The sequence below is a fragment of the Anaerocolumna sp. AGMB13025 genome (assembly GCF_029689925.1).
Taxonomy (GTDB): domain Bacteria; phylum Bacillota; class Clostridia; order Lachnospirales; family Lachnospiraceae; genus Anaerocolumna.
This window is the reverse complement of sequence record NZ_CP121445.1, coordinates 3,840,398-3,858,180: the sequence shown is the minus strand read 5'-3', so window position 1 is coordinate 3,858,180 and position 17,783 is coordinate 3,840,398. Positions and strand designations below refer to the sequence as shown.

The 17,783-nt window shown below is 37.9% G+C and carries 17 protein-coding genes; 16 read left to right on the top strand and 1 reads right to left on the bottom strand.

Going from position 1 to position 17,783, the window contains the following annotated elements; translation table 11 throughout:
- Positions 1–167: 167 nt before the first annotated feature.
- Positions 168–401: an HPr family phosphocarrier protein gene (locus tag QA584_RS15910; RefSeq protein ID WP_278270040.1), complete on the bottom strand. Its 234-nt coding sequence runs from the start codon at positions 399–401 to the stop codon at positions 168–170.
- 281 nt (positions 402–682) lie between these two features.
- Between QA584_RS15910 and mtaB the strand changes: the two genes are divergently transcribed.
- The 16 genes from mtaB (at position 683) to sigK (ending at position 17,737) form a co-directional block, all read left to right on the top strand.
- On the top strand, positions 683–2,167 hold the full coding sequence (gene mtaB / locus QA584_RS15905) for a tRNA (N(6)-L-threonylcarbamoyladenosine(37)-C(2))-methylthiotransferase MtaB (RefSeq protein WP_278270039.1): 1,485 nt from the start codon (positions 683–685) through the stop codon (positions 2,165–2,167).
- Positions 2,168–2,289: 122 nt separating this feature from the next.
- Entirely contained in the window at positions 2,290–2,550 is a 261-nt protein-coding gene (locus tag QA584_RS15900) for an IreB family regulatory phosphoprotein (RefSeq protein ID WP_278270038.1), read from the top strand.
- 140 nt (positions 2,551–2,690) lie between these two features.
- Positions 2,691–3,155 (top strand): Holliday junction resolvase RuvX, encoded by a 465-nt coding sequence (gene ruvX / locus QA584_RS15895; protein WP_278270037.1) that lies wholly within the window; start codon positions 2,691–2,693, stop codon positions 3,153–3,155.
- A 295-nt stretch (positions 3,156–3,450) separates the two neighbouring features.
- Positions 3,451–3,726, top strand: coding sequence for a DUF1292 domain-containing protein (locus QA584_RS15890; RefSeq protein WP_278270035.1), 276 nt, complete (start codon positions 3,451–3,453; stop codon positions 3,724–3,726).
- Positions 3,727–3,895: 169 nt separating this feature from the next.
- Complete coding sequence (locus QA584_RS15885; RefSeq protein ID WP_278270034.1) at positions 3,896–4,369, top strand: Fur family transcriptional regulator; 474 nt, start codon at positions 3,896–3,898, stop codon at positions 4,367–4,369.
- A 77-nt stretch (positions 4,370–4,446) separates the two neighbouring features.
- Entirely contained in the window at positions 4,447–6,120 is a 1,674-nt protein-coding gene (locus QA584_RS15880) for a ribonuclease J (protein WP_278270033.1), read from the top strand.
- A 20-nt stretch (positions 6,121–6,140) separates the two neighbouring features.
- Positions 6,141–6,665, top strand: a complete 525-nt coding sequence (locus tag QA584_RS15875) for an endolytic transglycosylase MltG (protein WP_278270032.1) — start codon at positions 6,141–6,143, stop codon at positions 6,663–6,665.
- 76 nt (positions 6,666–6,741) lie between these two features.
- Positions 6,742–7,398, top strand: coding sequence for an O-methyltransferase (locus QA584_RS15870; protein ID WP_278275189.1), 657 nt, complete (start codon positions 6,742–6,744; stop codon positions 7,396–7,398).
- Between the two features lie 117 nt (positions 7,399–7,515).
- Positions 7,516–8,820, top strand: a complete 1,305-nt coding sequence (locus QA584_RS15865; RefSeq protein WP_278270031.1) for a peptidase U32 family protein — start codon at positions 7,516–7,518, stop codon at positions 8,818–8,820.
- A gap of 762 nt (positions 8,821–9,582) precedes the next feature.
- The gene (gene speD, locus QA584_RS15860) at positions 9,583–10,386 is read left to right on the top strand and encodes an adenosylmethionine decarboxylase (protein ID WP_334306028.1); all 804 of its coding nucleotides are present in this window, start codon (positions 9,583–9,585) and stop codon (positions 10,384–10,386) included.
- A 15-nt stretch (positions 10,387–10,401) separates the two neighbouring features.
- Complete coding sequence (locus tag QA584_RS15855; RefSeq protein WP_278270029.1) at positions 10,402–11,859, top strand: aminotransferase class I/II-fold pyridoxal phosphate-dependent enzyme; 1,458 nt, start codon at positions 10,402–10,404, stop codon at positions 11,857–11,859.
- Positions 11,859–12,707: a polyamine aminopropyltransferase gene (gene speE / locus QA584_RS15850; protein WP_278270028.1), complete on the top strand. Its 849-nt coding sequence runs from the start codon at positions 11,859–11,861 to the stop codon at positions 12,705–12,707. Before QA584_RS15855 ends, speE begins: the two co-directional genes overlap by 1 nt.
- A 37-nt stretch (positions 12,708–12,744) precedes the next feature.
- Complete coding sequence (locus QA584_RS15845; RefSeq protein ID WP_278270027.1) at positions 12,745–13,944, top strand: saccharopine dehydrogenase family protein; 1,200 nt, start codon at positions 12,745–12,747, stop codon at positions 13,942–13,944.
- Between the two features lie 114 nt (positions 13,945–14,058).
- Positions 14,059–15,204 carry a carboxynorspermidine decarboxylase gene (nspC, locus tag QA584_RS15840; RefSeq protein WP_278270026.1) on the top strand — a complete coding sequence of 382 codons (1,146 nt, stop codon included), beginning with the start codon at positions 14,059–14,061 and terminating at the stop codon, positions 15,202–15,204.
- Between the two features lie 330 nt (positions 15,205–15,534).
- Positions 15,535–17,004: a methyl-accepting chemotaxis protein gene (locus QA584_RS15835; protein ID WP_278270025.1), complete on the top strand. Its 1,470-nt coding sequence runs from the start codon at positions 15,535–15,537 to the stop codon at positions 17,002–17,004.
- An 85-nt stretch (positions 17,005–17,089) separates the two neighbouring features.
- On the top strand, positions 17,090–17,737 hold the full coding sequence (gene sigK, locus QA584_RS15830) for an RNA polymerase sporulation sigma factor SigK (protein WP_278270024.1): 648 nt from the start codon (positions 17,090–17,092) through the stop codon (positions 17,735–17,737).
- The last annotated feature ends 46 nt before the right edge of the window (positions 17,738–17,783 follow it).

The window sequence follows — 17,783 nt, the reverse complement described above, 5'->3', positions numbered from 1 at the left end:
AGACTCTAGCGCTGACGCGCTGTCACGACAGTGACAATCTTCCTTAAGTGCGTCATGCGCATCCTGCCTGGAAGGCTTTTTAATTTATAAGAAAGTTCTAAGAACTTACCTATAAATTAAAAAAGAGGATACCTTAAGTATCCCCTGATAAGTAATTTACAAACCGATTATTCAACGATATAAGGTTTTAAAATACTAAGGATTTTATCAACACTATCTTCACTATGGATATTTAAATCAATAGGTTTAGATAAATCCAAGCTGAAAATACCCATTATTGATTTTGCATCAATAACATATCTTCCAGAAACTAAATCAAAATCGGAATCGAATTTAGTTACGTCATTTACAAAGGATTTAACCTTATCAATTGAATTGAGAGAGATTTTTACTGTTTTCATTGAAACTCCTCCTTTTATATAGATTTTTATAGGATAGTAAGTACTATCTTTACTACAAGTATATACTACATTTTAGCAATTTAAAAGTCAATATACAAAGTAAATAAAAAATGCCCGGAACTAGGACAGATTTCACTAAAATATAGGCTTTAGCGTGTTTTATACTTCATTTTAGTATGGCTTTCCTAATAGGAATATATACTTTTTGTGTAAATTTATCTTGAAGTATATGTAAATTAATGGTTAACCTAAAGGCGATAACAATAGTAGAAAGGACACAGATGAACATAGATAAGAACCAGGAAATAAATTATAAGACAGTTGCGTTCCTTACTTTGGGCTGCAAGGTTAATTCCTATGAAACAGAAGCAATGCAGAAAATATTTGAAGATGCAGGCTTTCTTGTTGTTGACTTTACAAAACCGTCGGATGTATATGTCGTAAACACCTGTACCGTAACTAATATTGCAGACCGTAAATCCAGGCAGATGCTTCATAAAGCAAGAAAAATGAATACGGCTGCAGTGGTGGTGGCTGTAGGCTGTTATGTCCAGACAGCAGGTGAAGTACTAGAGCAGGATGATGCTGTAGATATTGTTATAGGCAATAATAAAAAGAAGGATATTATCCGTATCTTGAACGAATATTATGAAGCCAGGTCAAAGGGTAATATAAATAGAGAAGAATACCAGGAAATGGATCCAGAAGTATCAAATTCACCTGTATTGAATGCACATCCGATAACGTTAGAAGAAGTTAAGGCTGACAATTTTTTAGACCATAATACTATAGGCAAAGGCAATATTATCGATATCAGTACAGAAACAGAATACGAAGAACTAAACATTGAATCAGTTGCTGAAAAAACCAGAGCATATATTAAAATTCAAGATGGCTGTAATCAATTCTGTTCCTATTGTATCATACCTTATGCCAGAGGAAGAGTCAGAAGCAGGGCAGAAGCATCCATTCTTTCAGAAGTAAGTAAATTGGTTCAAAAAGGCTATAAAGAGATCGTATTAACAGGAATACATCTGTCTTCCTACGGCGTTGATTTTGATAAAAAAGAATCGGAAAAACATCATTTACTTGAACTGATTATGAAGTTAAGCGTAACAGAAGGTTTGGAAAGAATTCGATTAGGTTCTTTAGAACCAAGAATAATTACAGAAGAATTTGCCCAAACTCTATCTGGTAATACTAAACTCTGCCCTCATTTTCACCTGTCATTACAAAGCGGCTGCAATGAAACCCTAAAGCGTATGAACCGCAAGTATTCAGCAGAAGAATATTATGAAAAATGCAATTTGCTTCGAAAATACTTTGTCAATCCTGCCATTACCACAGATGTTATTGTGGGATTTCCGGGTGAAACCAATGAGGAATTTGAAGAAACAAAACGCTTTTTAAGAAAAATCTCCTTTGCACAGATGCACATTTTTAAATATTCCGTAAGAAAAGGCACCAGAGCGGAGCATATGCCTGACCAGGTCAGAGAAGAGATTAAGAACGTAAGAAGCAATACATTAATAGAACTGGAAGAAACAATGGAGACGGAATACAAGTCTGCCTTTTTAGATAAGGCAGAAAATATTCTGATCGAAGAAACTATGGTTATTGACGGACAAGCGTACCAGATTGGACATAATGAAAGGTATTTAAAACTGGCTGTGAAATCGGATAAAGACCTGAACAATCGTATTATAAAAGGTAAAGTTACCGGGTTTTTGAATAAAGAAATGATGTTCTGTGAAATAATGGATTGATATTTCTGAGAATTTATATTAATATATATATAATATACTGTTTCGATTCGGATTCATTCTTTAAGAAATGGTTAATTTTTCATAAAGACTGAGATAGAAGATAAAAAAAAGGACGTGATGTTATGCAGGATTTTAACAATACACAATATTTCAAAGTACAAAAAGAAAATGAAATTTCAGTTAAAGAGATTATTTCTGCTGTTTTTACTGCGATGACGGAAAAAGGGTATAATCCGGTCAATCAAATCGTTGGATACGTCATGTCAGGAGATCCCACCTACATAACCAACCATAAAGGTGCCAGAAGTATGATTATGAAGGTTGAAAGAGACGAGATATTGGAAGAATTATTAAATAATTACATCAGTAACAACTTGCTGTAATTAATTACCTGCTGTAATTAACGAGTTTAAGAAACAATAATCAAAGATTTATTAACTAGTCAAATGAATAGATGTAATATATCGGAAAGAGAATAATCCAGTGTTTCATTATTGTCAATTCAGGTATATGAGGAGGAAACATGAGGATTATGGGACTGGATTACGGTTCAGTCACTGTTGGTGTAGCAATAAGTGATGAATTATTAATTACTGCGCAGGGAATTGAGACAATACGCAGAAAACATGAGACAAAATTACGACAGACCCTTGCCAGGATTGATGAACTTATTAAAGAATATGCAGTGGAACGGATTGTATTGGGATACCCTAAGAATATGAATAATACCATTGGCGAGCGTGCTGTGAAATCAGAAGAATTTGCAGAGTCTTTAAGGAATCGGACCGGACTAGAAGTAATTTTATGGGATGAACGGCTTACTACCGTAGCGGCTCATCAGACTTTAATACTAGGAGATGTCCGGCGTGAAGAGAGAAGTCAGGTTGTGGATAAACTGGCAGCAGTCCTAATTTTACAGGGGTATCTGGATTTTCTGTGTAATCAGAAAAAAATGCTGGACGATAGCGGTGAAGCGAAAGAACTATGATTACCGAAGGTCAGTGATACCAGTGGACTGTGGTAAGGAAGAGTATAGATGCCAAAGGTCAGTAATACCAGTGGACTGTGGTAAGGAAGATCGCAGATGTAAAGGTCAGTAATGCCAGAGGACTGTGATAGGGATGACTCAGATACGAAGGTCATTGATACTAAATAACAGTGATACTAAAGATTGGTGATGTTGATGACAAAGATAGTTACACAGATGTCAGATGACAATAATACAGATAGCAGTAATGTTAATAACATGGAGCTTTGAGACATTCATGTTATGGGAGAAAGTAATGGATGAAATGAAAAACAAAGTAATATTTACGACCGATGATAACGAACAGGTGGAGTTCTATGTATTAGAGCAAACCAAATTAAACGGATATACGTATCTCCTGGTTACAGACTCGCAAGAGGAGGATGAGGAAGGTATGGCGTATATTTTAAAAGACGTATCTCAGGATACCGATGAAGCTGCCCTTTATGATATGGTAGAGGATGAGGGTGAACTCGAATTAATCGGAAAAATTTTTGAAGAATTGTTAGAGGATATTGACCTTGAGACATAAAACCCTGTTACGAGGGTATTTAACAGAGGAAATAAACGATACAAACAGATAGATGATAAAATTAATATATAAATATATAAAGTTGATATAAAAGTGCGAATTATTTAATTAGACTTAAACATTTCATGAATTTTGTAATTTAGTTATTAAATCGGGAAGGTGATATGCTATGCCTGACAAACAGGAACGATTCAAAACGTTATTAAAACAAAATGGACTAAAGGTAACAACACAGAGAATAGATATTCTTGAAGCTTTGGAAGACAGACCAGATAAGCATTTAACTGCTGAAGAAATATATGAATGTGTAAGAGTAAAAAACCCGGATATCGGATTGGCTACTGTTTATAGGACGATTCAATTATTAGCAGAGTTAAACCTTATAGATAAGTTAAATTTAGGTGACGGATTTGTGCGTTATGAAATTGGCAGCAAAGGATGTGAGGATACAGCTCACCATCACCATCATTTAATATGCTTAAATTGCGGAAATGTATATACATTTCAAGGTGATTTATTGGAAACACTGGAACATAGAATTCAAGAAGCTATGGAATTTGAAGTGGTAGACCACGAAGTGAAAATGTTCGGATATTGCAGGAATTGCCGCATTGAGATGCAGGAAAAGCGGAATAAAAACTGAAATGAAGTCTAATTAAATATGGAGTGCACTTTAAATATAATGGTCATATTACATAAAAATTATTGGAGGTGCATTATTTGAAAGAAAATAATACAGAGGTTAAGGGTGTAAAGATAATACCCTTAGGAGGCTTAGAACAAATCGGTATGAATATTACCGCATTTGAGTATGAAGACAGTATCATCGTCGTAGACTGCGGATTATCATTTCCGGAAGACGATATGTTAGGAATTGATCTGGTTATACCGGATGTGACTTATTTAAAAGAGAATATAAGTAAAGTTAAAGGATTTGTAATTACCCATGGGCATGAAGATCATATCGGCGCCCTGCCTTATATCTTAAGAGATATTAACGTACCGATTTATGCGACTAAGCTGACAATCGGCATTATAGAGAATAAATTAAAAGAGCATAATTTATTAAAGAATACCAAAAGAAAAGTGATAAAATATGGACAGTCCATCAATTTAGGATGTTTTCGTATTGAATTTATCCGCTCTAACCACAGTATAGCAGATGCGGCAGCGTTAGCAATATTTACTCCTGCCGGAATTATTGTCCATACCGGGGACTTTAAAGTGGATTATACGCCGGTATTTGGAAGCACCATAGATTTACAGCGTTTTGGAGAACTTGGCAAAAAAGGCGTATTAGCTTTAATGTGCGACAGTACCAATGTAGAACGTCCCGGTTACACACCTTCGGAAAGAACAGTAGGTAAAACCTTTGATAATATATTTGCGGAAAGTGTCCGCAGCAGAATTATAGTTGCAACCTTTGCTTCTAATGTGGATCGTGTTCAACAGATTATTAATTCTGCAGAGAAGTATGGAAGAAAAGTAATCATTGAAGGCAGAAGCATGGTTAATATCATTACTACCGCCTCCGAACTCGGATATATCAACATGCCAAATAACATTATGATTGATATTGAGCAGATGAAAAATTATCCTGATGAAAAAATTGTTCTTATTACTACCGGCAGTCAGGGAGAAGCAATGGCGGCATTGCCTAGGATGGCAGCTTCCATCCATAAGAAGTTATCCATTAAGCCGGGAGACACGGTTATATTTAGTTCCACTCCGATACCCGGTAATGAAAAACCGGTATTTAAAGTAATCAATGATCTATCCATGAAAGGTGCAAAAGTTATTTTCCAGGATACCCACGTATCCGGTCATGCCTGCCAGGAAGAGATTAAGCTGATTTATGCTTTGACAAAACCGAAGTATGCCATTCCCGTTCACGGTGAATACAGACATCTTATGAAACATGCGGAATTAGCCCAGTCCATGGGAATTCCTAAGGAGAATACATTTATCATATCCTCCGGTGATGTTATGGAAGTATCAGATCAACGTGCAGGAGTAGTAGGTAAAGTACAGGCACAGGGAATATTTGTAGATGGATTAGGCGTTGGAGATGTAGGTAATATTGTACTTCGCGACAGACAGCATCTATCGGAGAATGGATTACTGATTGTAGTTGTAACCTTAGAAAAATACACGAATCAGATTTTATCCGGACCGGATATCGTATCCCGAGGTTTTGTATATGTTAGAGAATCTGAAAACCTGATGGATGAAGCAAGACTCGTTGTAAGTGACGCCCTGGAAAAATGCCTTAGCAAAAACAATACGGATTGGGGTAAGATGAAAAACGAAATTAAGGATTCCTTAAGTGACTACCTCTGGAAAAAGACCAAGAGAAATCCTATGATACTGCCTATTATCATGGAAGTAAATTGATTTTAAAGGAGATTGCAAGTATGACTTCTAAGCCTACTTCTGCACAACTAGTTTTAAAAATAACCAGCTTTATATTACGTCTTTTATTAAATATACTGTTTTATACCATTGTTGTAATCCTGATAGTACGAGCCAGTAAACTGACTTATGATTTCAGCTATCAGATCTTTGGACAAGTAACAGCTTCCGAAGAACCCGGACGTGATATAGAGATTCAAATTAGTAAAGGTGAATCGACTATGAATGTAGCCAGTAAGCTGGAGTTAACTAAAATAATTGTTAATAAGTACTCATTTTATGTAAAAGCTAAGCTTCAGAAACAGAATATAATGCCTGGTACTTACACTCTGAATACCTCTATGACTTACGATGAAATATTTACGGTTATAACGGTACCTTCTGCCGAGGAAACTAATACCGCGCCGGAAGGCTCAGGTTCATCCGGCAAACCTGATATTAAAGAGGATCAGAACTCGGCAGATACCGGAGCAGAAACTACTGAGTCTGATGTAACAAAAGATACGGACGCAGCAGGTGATAATTAGTATAATAGGGCGAACCGAGGCGATACTGCCAAAGGTTCGCCTTTTATCAAGAGGAGATCAGTTAGGATACGATGATATGATAGTAAACGAGAGAATAACAGCATATATTAACACCTTGGAACGAGAGCTGCCAACCCACCTTTATGAATTGGAGCAGACTGCTTTATCAGAAGGTGTTCCCATAATAAAAAAAGACACCCAAACCTTCCTGCGGTTTTTATTAGCATCGGGAAAACCCCGCCGTATTTTGGAGGTCGGTGCCGCAGTTGGCTTTTCGGCAATCTTCATGAGTGAATATATGCCGGAGAACTGCCGTATCACCACCATAGAAAAGGTAGAGATGCGTCTTGTAAAAGCCAGAAAAAATATAGCTGACGCCTCAAAAGGTGATAAAATAACCCTCCTGGAAGGCGATGCACTGGTGCTGTTAAAACAGTTAGCTGCAATGGAAGAGAATTCCTTTGACTTTATCTTCTTAGATGCAGCCAAAGCCCAGTATATGAATTTTCTTCCTGAACTTATGAAACTGTTAAGTAAAGGCGGACTTTTAGTAACGGATAATGTATTACAGGACGGAACCGTTGCAGAATCCCGTTATGGAATTACCAGAAGGGACCGCACCATTCACAGCAGAATGAGGGAATACTTATACACCATAACCCACATGGAACAACTAGAAACAGCAGTGATTCCAGTAGGGGATGGGGTAACCGTCAGTACGAAACTATACTGAGACAGTACTATTATTTGAGATGATAGGACGAATGCCAGATAAGAAGAAACATTGTATATATAATTAAACCAAAATTAAGTATGGATTTAATGATTGATAGAAAGGCATGGAATACGTATGAAGGAAAACAATGCTGTCTGCCCAGATCAGACAACGAATAGTAACGGTATTAATCTGGAACAGGTGCATTACCAGTATCAAAAGCCGGAGTTACTAATCCCGGCAAGCAATTTAGAGGTTCTAAAAACAGCAGTTATATATGGTGCAGATGCTGTATATATCGGCGGAGAAATGTATGGTCTTAGAGCGAAAGCAAAAAACTTCAGTTTAGAAGATATGGCGGCAGGCATCCGGTTTGCCCATTCCCATGGTAAAAAAGTATATGTAACCGCTAATATAACCGCTCATAATGAAGATTTATCCGGAGTAACCCGTTACTTTAAAGAACTTAAGGAAATGAAACCCGATGCAATCATCATATCAGACCCCGGTGTATTTGAAATAGCTCAGGAAGTCCTTCCTGAAATCGATATCCACATCAGCACCCAGGCCAATAATGTAAATTACGGCACCTACCGTTTCTGGCACAGAATGGGAGCCAAAAGAGTGGTGTCTGCCAGAGAATTATCTTTAGAAGAAATCAAAGGAATCCGGGTAAACATACCGGAGGATTTAGAGATAGAAACCTTTGTGCATGGAGCTATGTGCATCGCCTATTCCGGCAGGTGCTTACTCAGTAACTATTTTACCGGCCGTGATGCCAACCGGGGAGCCTGTACCCATCCCTGCCGCTGGAAATACTATCTGACCGAGGAAACCAGACCCGGCGAATATCTGCCAGTAGAGGAAAATGAACGCGGAACCTTCATCTTTAACTCCAAAGACCTGTGCATGATAGAATATATCCCAGAATTAATCCATTCCGGAATTAATAGCTTTAAAGTAGAAGGCAGAATGAAAACCGCCCTTTACGTAGCCTCCGTAGCCAGAACTTACCGAAAAGCCATAGATGATTACTTTGAATCACCAGCCCGTTACCAGGAAAACTTACCCTACTACAAAGAAGAAATCTCCAAATGCACCTACAGGCAATTTACCACCGGCTTCTTCTTTGGCAAACCAAACGAAGAAGCCCAGATCTATGATAATAACACCTATATCAAAGAATACACCTACTTAGGTATCATAAACGGTAAAAACGAAGCAGGACTATATGAACTGGAACAGCGTAATAAATTTTCAGTCGGTGAAGAAATCGAAATAATGAAACCCGACGGCAGAAACTTAAAAGTAACCGTAAAAAAAATAACCGACGAAGAAGGCACCGAACTGGAAAGCTGTCCGCATCCAAAACAAAAAATATATGCTGATTTTGGAACAGACTTAGACCTTAATGACATATTAAGAAGAAAAGAAGACTAAAAAAATTTTAAATAAAACGAAAGAATGAGTTAAAGAATTATATTAAGTATAGTATGTAGTAAAATTTAAAGAGTAGTATATAAAATATTATGTAGAATATTATATAGAATAAAAAAATGATACCAGACAAAAGGTAATATGAAGAATACGTATCTCAAAAATCCTCAAAATAATAGTGTTAAAATCCTTAAAAAGGTTTCAGAGACAATTTTATTGTGAAGTTTTACATTGAGTCAATACTAAAATTCCCTTTTGACCCCTACATCATAACTATATAATTTACATGCTATAAATAATCCGCAAATAAAACAATAATATTGCTAAGCTACAATTAACGAATAACCATCTAATGAAACATTTGGTCACCCAAACAGGATTTACAGCCAAAGACTAACGGGCCCTGGCTATAAATTTCAAAGACTACAAGACATAAGGGGATGCAGGTATATGGGGAATACGAATTTTTCATCTGCGGCGACAAAATTTCATAACTGTATGTGACAGAAAGACCACTTGTTGTCTTACTGTCACATACAGTTATGGAATTTTGCTCAGAGCACTGAAAAATTCATTCCCCATATACCTGCATCCCCTTATGTACAATAACCAGAAATTTATAGACAGAGCCTCAATCCCCCTCAAAACAAAGGCTATACTCCCCATTAAAAATCAATGTTACAAAAACAAAATATACATTGATTTTTAAGGTCAAACGTGCTACAATGTAACCCGATTATAATTAGAAAGGTTGTGATGTTAGGGTTGGAAAAAAAGCTGACTTTGTATGGCTTTAACAACCTCACAAAAACACTTAGCTTCAACATCTATGATGTTTGCTATGCAAAAAGTGAGAGAGAACAAAAGGACTATATTGCATATATAGACGAGCAGTATAATTCTGAAAGATTAACGAAAATCTTATGCGATGTAACGCAGTTGATTGGAGCACATGTACTGAATATTTCAAAACAGGATTATGATCCTCAAGGAGCTTCTGTTAATATCTTAATAGCAGAAGGAGATTTATCCTCGGAGCATATTGACGAATCCTGTAATCAAGGAAAATATTCTAACCAGTTAAGGGATACGGTACATGCCCATTTGGATAAAAGCCACGTTACGGTGCATACATTTCCGGAGTATCATCCTGATAACTCCATTTCCACTTTTCGTGTAGATATTGATGTATCTACCTGCGGTGAAATATCACCGCTTAACGCGCTGGATTATCTAATCGGTAGTTTTGATTCTGATATCATTACAATTGATTATAGGGTCAGAGGTTTTACCAGAGATGTTGAGGGCAAAAAATATTATATTGACCACGATATAACCTCCATACAGGATTATATCGATGATGTTACATTAACGAAATATGATGCGATTGATGTGAATGTCTATCAGTCCAATATTTTTCACACCAAGATGCTGATAAAAGAAATTGAACTGCAGAATTATCTCTTTAATCTTGACGTATATGAATTACCGCCCAAGCAAAGGCTTGATATAACGAGTAATCTTCGTAAAGAAATGATAGAGATATTCAGCGGCATGAATATATATTAATGCGGAGGTAGCACAATGAACATACTTCTGCAGCAGAAAGCGCCCATTCACGAAGCGCTCTTAAGACACAAATCAAACCGGGTTGTTCCATTTGATGTACCGGGACATAAAGGCGGACGGGGAAATAAAGAATTAACGGAATTCTTAGGTGAAAACTGTATGAAGGTTGATGTTAATTCCATGAAACCCTTAGATAATCTTTGTCATCCTACCTCTGTCATTCGTGAAGCAGAGATGATTGCAGCCGATGCTTTTGGGGCAAAAGCAGCCTTTTTCATAGTGAATGGAACAACTGCCTCGGTACAGGGGATGATAATGTCCGTCTGTAAATCCGGGGATAAAATCATAATGCCCAGGAACGTGCACCGGAGCGCTATTAATTCCTTAGTAGTCTGCGGTGCCATTCCTGTGTATGTAAATCCGGGGGTTAACAAGGACCTTGGTATTCCACTTGGTATGTCTTTAACCGATGTAAAGGAGGCCATTCTTAGTAACCCGGATGCGAAAGCGATTTTAGTGAATAATCCAACCTATTATGGTATATGCTCTGATTTAAGAGGAATCGTAGAATTTGCCCATGAACACGGGGTGAAGGTTTTGGTAGATGAAGCGCATGGAACCCATTTTTATTTCGGTGAGGATATGCCGGTCTCTGCTATGGCAGCTGGAGCGGATATGGCAGCCGTTAGTATGCATAAAACCGGTGGTTCCCTTACCCAGAGTTCTTTTTTACTCTGCGGGGAAGGAGTCAACCCTCATCATGTAAGGCAGGTCATTAACCTGACCCAGACTACCAGCGGTTCATATCTGTTACTGGTTTCCTTGGATATAGCCAGAAAGAATTTAAGTCTAAACGGCAAGGAACTATTTAAAAAGACAGTAGATATCGCAGAGTATGCCAGAGGAGAAATTAACAAACTGGGCGGTTATTATGCTTTTGGAAATGAATTGGTGGATGGGGAAGCTGTATATACGTTTGATCCGACTAAATTATCGGTTCATACCAGAAATATGGGACTGGCTGGAATTGAAGTCTATGACTTGTTAAGAGATGAATATGGCATTCAGATTGAATTCGGTGATATCAGTAATTTCCTGGCTATCCTATCTGCCGGAGACAGAAATTTAGAGATTGAGCGTTTGATCGCTTCACTTTCTGAAATCCGACGTTTATACGGCAAAGAAGATAAATCGGACATGTTTGACCATGAATATATTAATCCAGATGTAGTATTTGCCCCACAGCAGGCTTTTTACAGTGAAAAAAAATCTCTGCCAATCAGAAAAACAATAGATAAAATCTGCGGTGAATTCGTTATGTGTTATCCTCCTGGAATACCCATACTTGCACCAGGTGAGAGAGTAACGGAGGAAGTTGTTAATTATATCCTCTATGCCAAGGAAAAGGGCTGTCTGCTAACCGGAACAGAGGATATGGCAGTGAATCATATTAATGTGGTGGAGGTAGAATAATGGATTTATGGTATACGGAAAACCATACGGAAGAAGCGAGATTCTCCATTAAAATTGATAAGCAGCTCGTTAGCCTGCAAAGTGATTTTCAACGGATTGACATTTTTGAATCCAAGGAATTCGGAAGAATTCTGACCCTTGACGGTTATCTGATGGTTACCGAGAAAGACGAGTTCATATATCATGATATGATTACCCATGTACCCATGGCTACCAACCCTGGTATTAAGAAAGTACTCGTTATTGGAGCAGGTGATGGCGGTACGGTAAGGGAACTGCTTCGTTATAAAACCATTGAGGATATCGATATGGTGGAGATTGACGAAGAAGTCGTTAAGGTCTGCAAGGAATATCTTCCGGTTACGGCCTGCGGTTTAACCGATGAAAGAGTACACCTGTATTTTGAAGACGGTTTAAAATATGTCAGAAGGTATGAAAATAAGTATGACCTGATAATCGTAGACTCTACGGACCCTTTTGGACCGGGAGAGGGGCTGTTTACCAAGGAGTTTTATGGTAACTGTTACAGAGCCCTGAGAGAGGACGGTATTTTAGTGAATCAGCATGAAAGCATGTATTATTCCTCTTATGCAGCCTCTATGAAGAGAGCTCACCAGAGAATAAAGGATTCCTTCCCTATCGCCAAGATTTATCAGGCTCATATACCAACGTATCCCTCCGGTCACTGGCTGTTTGGGTTTGCTTCCAAAAAGTTTGACCCGGTTAAAGATTTGGATGAAGATAGATGGAATCAGCTGGGCTTAAAGACCAGATATTATAATACAGACCTGCATGTGGGTTCCTTTGCGATTCCAAACTATGTCAAAGAACAGTTAGAAAGCGAATAGGCTTTTTTAAAAATATACGAATTTAGGAGGAAATTAAATGGGAAAAGCGTTAATAATCGGAGCTGGCGGCGTTGCCAGTGTTGTTGTTCACAAATGTTGTCAGAATCCTGATGTATTCGAGGAAATTTTAATAGCCAGCAGAACAGTGTCAAAATGTGATGCCTTAAAAGATAAGTTACAGGGTGGCAGAACTAAAATCTCTACTGCTCAGTTAGATGCAGATAATACCGAGGAAATCATTGCTTTAATTAATCAGTTTAAACCGGATCTTGTAATTAATGTTGCCCTGCCATATCAGGATTTAGCAATTATGGATGCCTGCCTTGCCACAAAGGTTGATTATCTGGATACCGCCAACTATGAACCTCTGGATACCGCAAAATTTGAATACAGCTGGCAGTGGGCTTACCGTGAGAAATTTAAAGAGGCCGGCATTACAGCAGTACTTGGCTGCGGTTTTGACCCGGGAGTTACCGGAGTATTCTCAGCATATGCTATGAAGCACTATTTTGATGAGGTTCACCAGATTGATATTCTGGATGCCAACGCAGGGGATCATGGCTATCCCTTTGCTACTAACTTTAATCCAGAAATCAATATTCGTGAAGTCACTGCCAATGGCAGCTATTTTGAAAATGGTAAATTCATCGAAACAGAACCCATATCCATAAAAAGAGTTTATAATTTCCCTGAAATCGGTGATAAGGATATGTATTTATTACACCATGAAGAAATGGAATCCTTAGCATTAAATATAAAAGGCATTAAAAAAATCCGTTTCTGGATGACTTTTTCTGAACGGTATTTAACACACTTAAAAGTACTTGAGAATGTAGGTATGACTTCCATTGAACCAATCGAATTTGAAGGCAGGCAGATCGTTCCTCTCCAGTTCTTAAAAGCGGTTCTTCCAGACCCTGCTTCCTTAGGACCCAGAACCAAAGGGAAAACCAACATCGGATGTATCTATCAAGGTGTAAAAGATGGTCAGCCAAAAAACTATTATGTATATAATGTATGCGATCATGAAGAGTGCTACAAAGAAGTCGGTTCCCAGGCAATATCCTATACAACCGGTGTGCCGGCAATGATTGGCGCGATGATGATATTGACCGGTAAATGGAAGAAACCAGGTGTATTTAACGTAGAAGAATTTGATCCCGATCCTTTTATGGAACAGTTAAATAAGCAGGGTCTGCCTTGGGTAGAAGATTTTAATCCTGCCTTAGTGGATTAATTACTGTTGCTATTAACAGAACGGTTCAGGACTGCTGCAAAATCAATGTTTATATATTTTTGCAGCAGTCCATCTTCATATTTAGCGTAAATAAAAACGCAGAGAGGAGTTAACATGAATTTTGATGTAAAGAACCTTCCTACACCAACTTATGTTGTTGATGAATCCTTACTTAAAAAAAATCTGGAACTATTAAAAACGGTATCTGACCGGACAGGCTGTAAAATTCTGCTGGCCCAAAAAGCATTTTCCATGTTCTATGAATATCCTCTTATTGGAGAATACCTGCAGGGTACTACAGCCAGCAGTCTTTATGAAGCCAGGCTTGGCAGGGAGGAGTTAAAAGGTGAAGTCCACATATTTTCCCCTGCTTACCGTGAAGATGAAATTGAAGAAATTATCTCGATTTGTGATCATATGGTATTTAACTCCATAAGCCAATGGAACAAGTACAAAGAGACAGTAAAAGCCTCAAAAAAAACAATCGGGTGCGGTCTTAGAATTAATCCGGAATACTCAGAGATTGAAACAGACCTTTACAACCCCTGCATTCCGGGTTCCAGATTCGGAATAACCCTGGCACAGCTTGAGAAAGTTAATGCAGCTGATTTAGAAGGCATAGAAGGACTTCACTTTCATACAATGTGTGAACAGAATTCCGATGTACTGGAACGTACTGTTCAGATTGTTGATGAGGAATTCGGAAGTTTTATCAGCAAAATGAAATGGATTAATTTTGGCGGCGGTCACCATATTACAAGACCGGATTATGATATAGAAACCTTGATACGCTCCATATTATTTATCAAAGAAAAATATGGTGTGGAGGTATACTTAGAACCCGGTGAGGCCGTAGTCTTAAATACTGGATTTTTAGTATCAAAAGTTCTGGATACCCTGGAAAATGGTATGGATATCGCTATCCTTGATACCTCTGCAGCCTGTCACATGCCGGATGTCCTTGAGATGCCTTATAGACCGGAGATTATCGGTGCTGGGAAACCTGGTGAGTTTGCCTTTACTTACAGACTTGGCGGTCCAACCTGCTTAGCGGGGGATGTCATCGGGGATTATTCCTTTCGTGAACCGTTAAAGCCAGGGGATACACTTATCTTCTGCGATATGGCCCACTATTCCATGGTTAAGAATAATACCTTTAATGGAATTGGTCTGCCCTGCATAGCGGCCTATAGCACAGAAAAAGGAATTCAGATCATTAAAACCTTTGGTTATGAGGATTTTAAGACGAGGTTGTCCTAGAGAAATAGTAATTAGCAATCATTTATATTCTTAGTTTTATCAATTATATACTTTGACCAGAAGGTCCGGTCATAATGAACATATCCCAAGTTAGATATTTAGGTCTAGCATACAGGAGCTCATTATGATCGGATTTTTTCTTTAACCAGGTGACGAAATATGACCTAGTATTAGCCAGGATATCTGTCTATATCGGCTTGTAGGTACATCAGTTTTTAAATGTGGGACAGACTGAAAGAAAAATATCAGGAATCTACTTAAAAATTGTCACCTATGGTGAGGAATTTTCATAATAGTATAATGAAATATATAATCCAGCAGGTTGAATACTTGATTAAAATAATTATAACTCTTATTATTGTAGCAGCGTTACTTTTATGTTTACTTGTATCAAAAGTGAAAAAACAGCCGATTCAAAAAACTAGCCGTACGAGGAAAAATAACGCAGAAGGGGAGGGAGATCTTACGATGAACTTGCCTGGTAATACGAAAGAAGAATCAGGAACTATGGCTACCTGGTTCCATAAATCTAAGGGCAAGAACGGAAGGAAGGCAGATATAACAGCTTATTCTTCTGACAAATTAACCAATGCTTCCATTCCTGCCAAACAGGAAATTGAAGGTATCTCAAAGGAGCTTAATGATTGTACAGATGGACTAGAGAATAATGCAGATAATCTTGAGTTAGCTGCAGCCAGCATACAGGAATTAGCGGGTGGTGCCATAATGGAAACAGAAGAGTTTGAAGAAGTCAAAAGCAGTAATACAGTACAGGATGCCACAGAAAATGAAACGGAAACTTTAAAGGAAATGGTAAATGTTATGGAAAATGCACAACAGTCATATGACGACTATACGTTTGGCACGATGGAAAGTTTATATGAGTCTTCGGATCAAACCAGCAAGTTTGTAGAAGAAATATCAAAAATCGCCGAACAGGCTAGTCTTTCGGCATTAAATGCAGTAATCGAGGCGTTCGGGTCGGAAGACACATTAAACAGTTTTGCTTTAATTGCCAAAGAGTTCAGTTATCTTTCACAGAACAATATAGCGCCAACAGAGGATATAACGGAACGAATTGAACAAGTGGAGGATAAAGCAGATACTACCGACAGCATTATAAAACCGGAACCGGAATTAGTTCATGTTGAAAAAGACAGCGTGGCAGATTCCAGTTATCAGAATATAATTGACTCTATCGATGAGATGGTTAATACTATCATAAATATGTGCGAATCCACTAAAATACAAACGGTTGTTGATGAAATATCACAGGCTATGGAGGAAGTATCTTCCTCAGCTAAGACAGTAACCTCTTCGACGGAGGTAATAACACCCTTAAGCGAAGATGTAACATCTTTAAACAAGGAAGTATCATCCCAGACGGACAACGCATCATCTGCAACGAGGGAAGTATCATCCACAGCGGAAAATGCATCATCTGCAACGAAGGAAATATCATCCACAGCGGAGAATGCATCTTCTACAACGAAGGAAGTATCATCCCAGACGGAGAAAGTACCATCTTCAACCAAGAAAGTAACAGCCTCAACTCAGAAAGTAACAACCTCAGCCCCGGAAAAATCGGCCTCATCCAAAAAAAAATCAGCCCCTGATCAGGAAATTTCAGTCACTGCTCAGGAACGTGCAGTTTCTTCACAGCCGATAGATTCTAATATTACAAAACCGATAAGTACCTTTGAAGATATTAATATCAGTATCATGGATTTAAGTAAAACCCACGAATCGAAAAAATCAAAAAAACCGGTTATTGTCAGAAAAAATTTATTTAAAAAATAATTATTTAATTAAAATAGGAAAGGCACTTAATCAATTATCTCATCATAGATTAGTAATAAACCCTAATCGTTGAGGTGCTTTTTCAGTGAAATCCTTTCCCAAACCACTGAGCGCCAAGGAAGAAACGGAAATCTTAAACCAATGCATGGAAGGTAGTAAGGAAGCCAGAGATATCCTGATTGAAAGAAATCTCCGTCTGGTTGCACATATTGTAAAAAAGTATAATACGGCGGATAAAGAGATAGATGACCTTATATCCATTGGCACAATCGGCTTAATTAAGGCGATAGACACCTTTGATACTGAAAAGGGTATCAGGCTTGCGACATATGCATCCAGGTGTATTGATAATGAATTGTTAATGATGTTACGCAGCGGAAAACGCCAGGCTAAGGAAGTATACCTTTATGAGCCAATCGGTTCGGATAAGGAAGGTCATGAGATCAATCTATTGGATATCATTGAAAGTTCAGACACGGATATCGTTGATGAACTGGAATTACAGGGCAATGTCAAGAAATTATATGAATTGGTTAACAAAGTACTGACTAAAAGGGAAAAGCAGATAATTGAAATGCGTTATGGACTTAATATGCAGGAAGAAATTACTCAAAGAGAAATTGCTAATAAGATTGGAATCTCCAGATCCTATGTATCCAGAATCGAAAAAAAAGCACTTAAGAAACTCAGAGAAAGTTTTGAGAAGGAAAATGGAGATAACAAAAAGAATTAAAGCATAATTGAAGGATTTCATCCTTTATAGGCAGAAACAGACTTTA

Excerpts from the sequence above, each read along its gene's own strand:
- QA584_RS15910 (WP_278270040.1), bottom strand. The coding sequence starts at position 401 with ATGAAAACAGTAAAAATCTCTCTCAATTCAATTGATAAGGTTAAATCC.
- QA584_RS15875 (WP_278270032.1), top strand. The coding sequence starts at position 6,141 with ATGACTTCTAAGCCTACTTCTGCACAACTAGTTTTAAAAATAACCAGC.
- mtaB (WP_278270039.1), top strand. The coding sequence starts at position 683 with ATGAACATAGATAAGAACCAGGAAATAAATTATAAGACAGTTGCGTTC.
- QA584_RS15855 (WP_278270029.1), top strand. The coding sequence starts at position 10,402 with ATGAACATACTTCTGCAGCAGAAAGCGCCCATTCACGAAGCGCTCTTA.
- nspC (WP_278270026.1), top strand. The coding sequence starts at position 14,059 with ATGAATTTTGATGTAAAGAACCTTCCTACACCAACTTATGTTGTTGAT.
- QA584_RS15900 (WP_278270038.1), top strand. The coding sequence starts at position 2,290 with ATGCAGGATTTTAACAATACACAATATTTCAAAGTACAAAAAGAAAAT.
- QA584_RS15885 (WP_278270034.1), top strand. The coding sequence starts at position 3,896 with ATGCCTGACAAACAGGAACGATTCAAAACGTTATTAAAACAAAATGGA.
- speE (WP_278270028.1), top strand. The coding sequence starts at position 11,859 with ATGGATTTATGGTATACGGAAAACCATACGGAAGAAGCGAGATTCTCC.
- ruvX (WP_278270037.1), top strand. The coding sequence starts at position 2,691 with ATGAGGATTATGGGACTGGATTACGGTTCAGTCACTGTTGGTGTAGCA.
- QA584_RS15890 (WP_278270035.1), top strand. The coding sequence starts at position 3,451 with ATGGATGAAATGAAAAACAAAGTAATATTTACGACCGATGATAACGAA.
- QA584_RS15845 (WP_278270027.1), top strand. The coding sequence starts at position 12,745 with ATGGGAAAAGCGTTAATAATCGGAGCTGGCGGCGTTGCCAGTGTTGTT.
- QA584_RS15865 (WP_278270031.1), top strand. The coding sequence starts at position 7,516 with ATGAAGGAAAACAATGCTGTCTGCCCAGATCAGACAACGAATAGTAAC.
- QA584_RS15870 (WP_278275189.1), top strand. The coding sequence starts at position 6,742 with ATGATAGTAAACGAGAGAATAACAGCATATATTAACACCTTGGAACGA.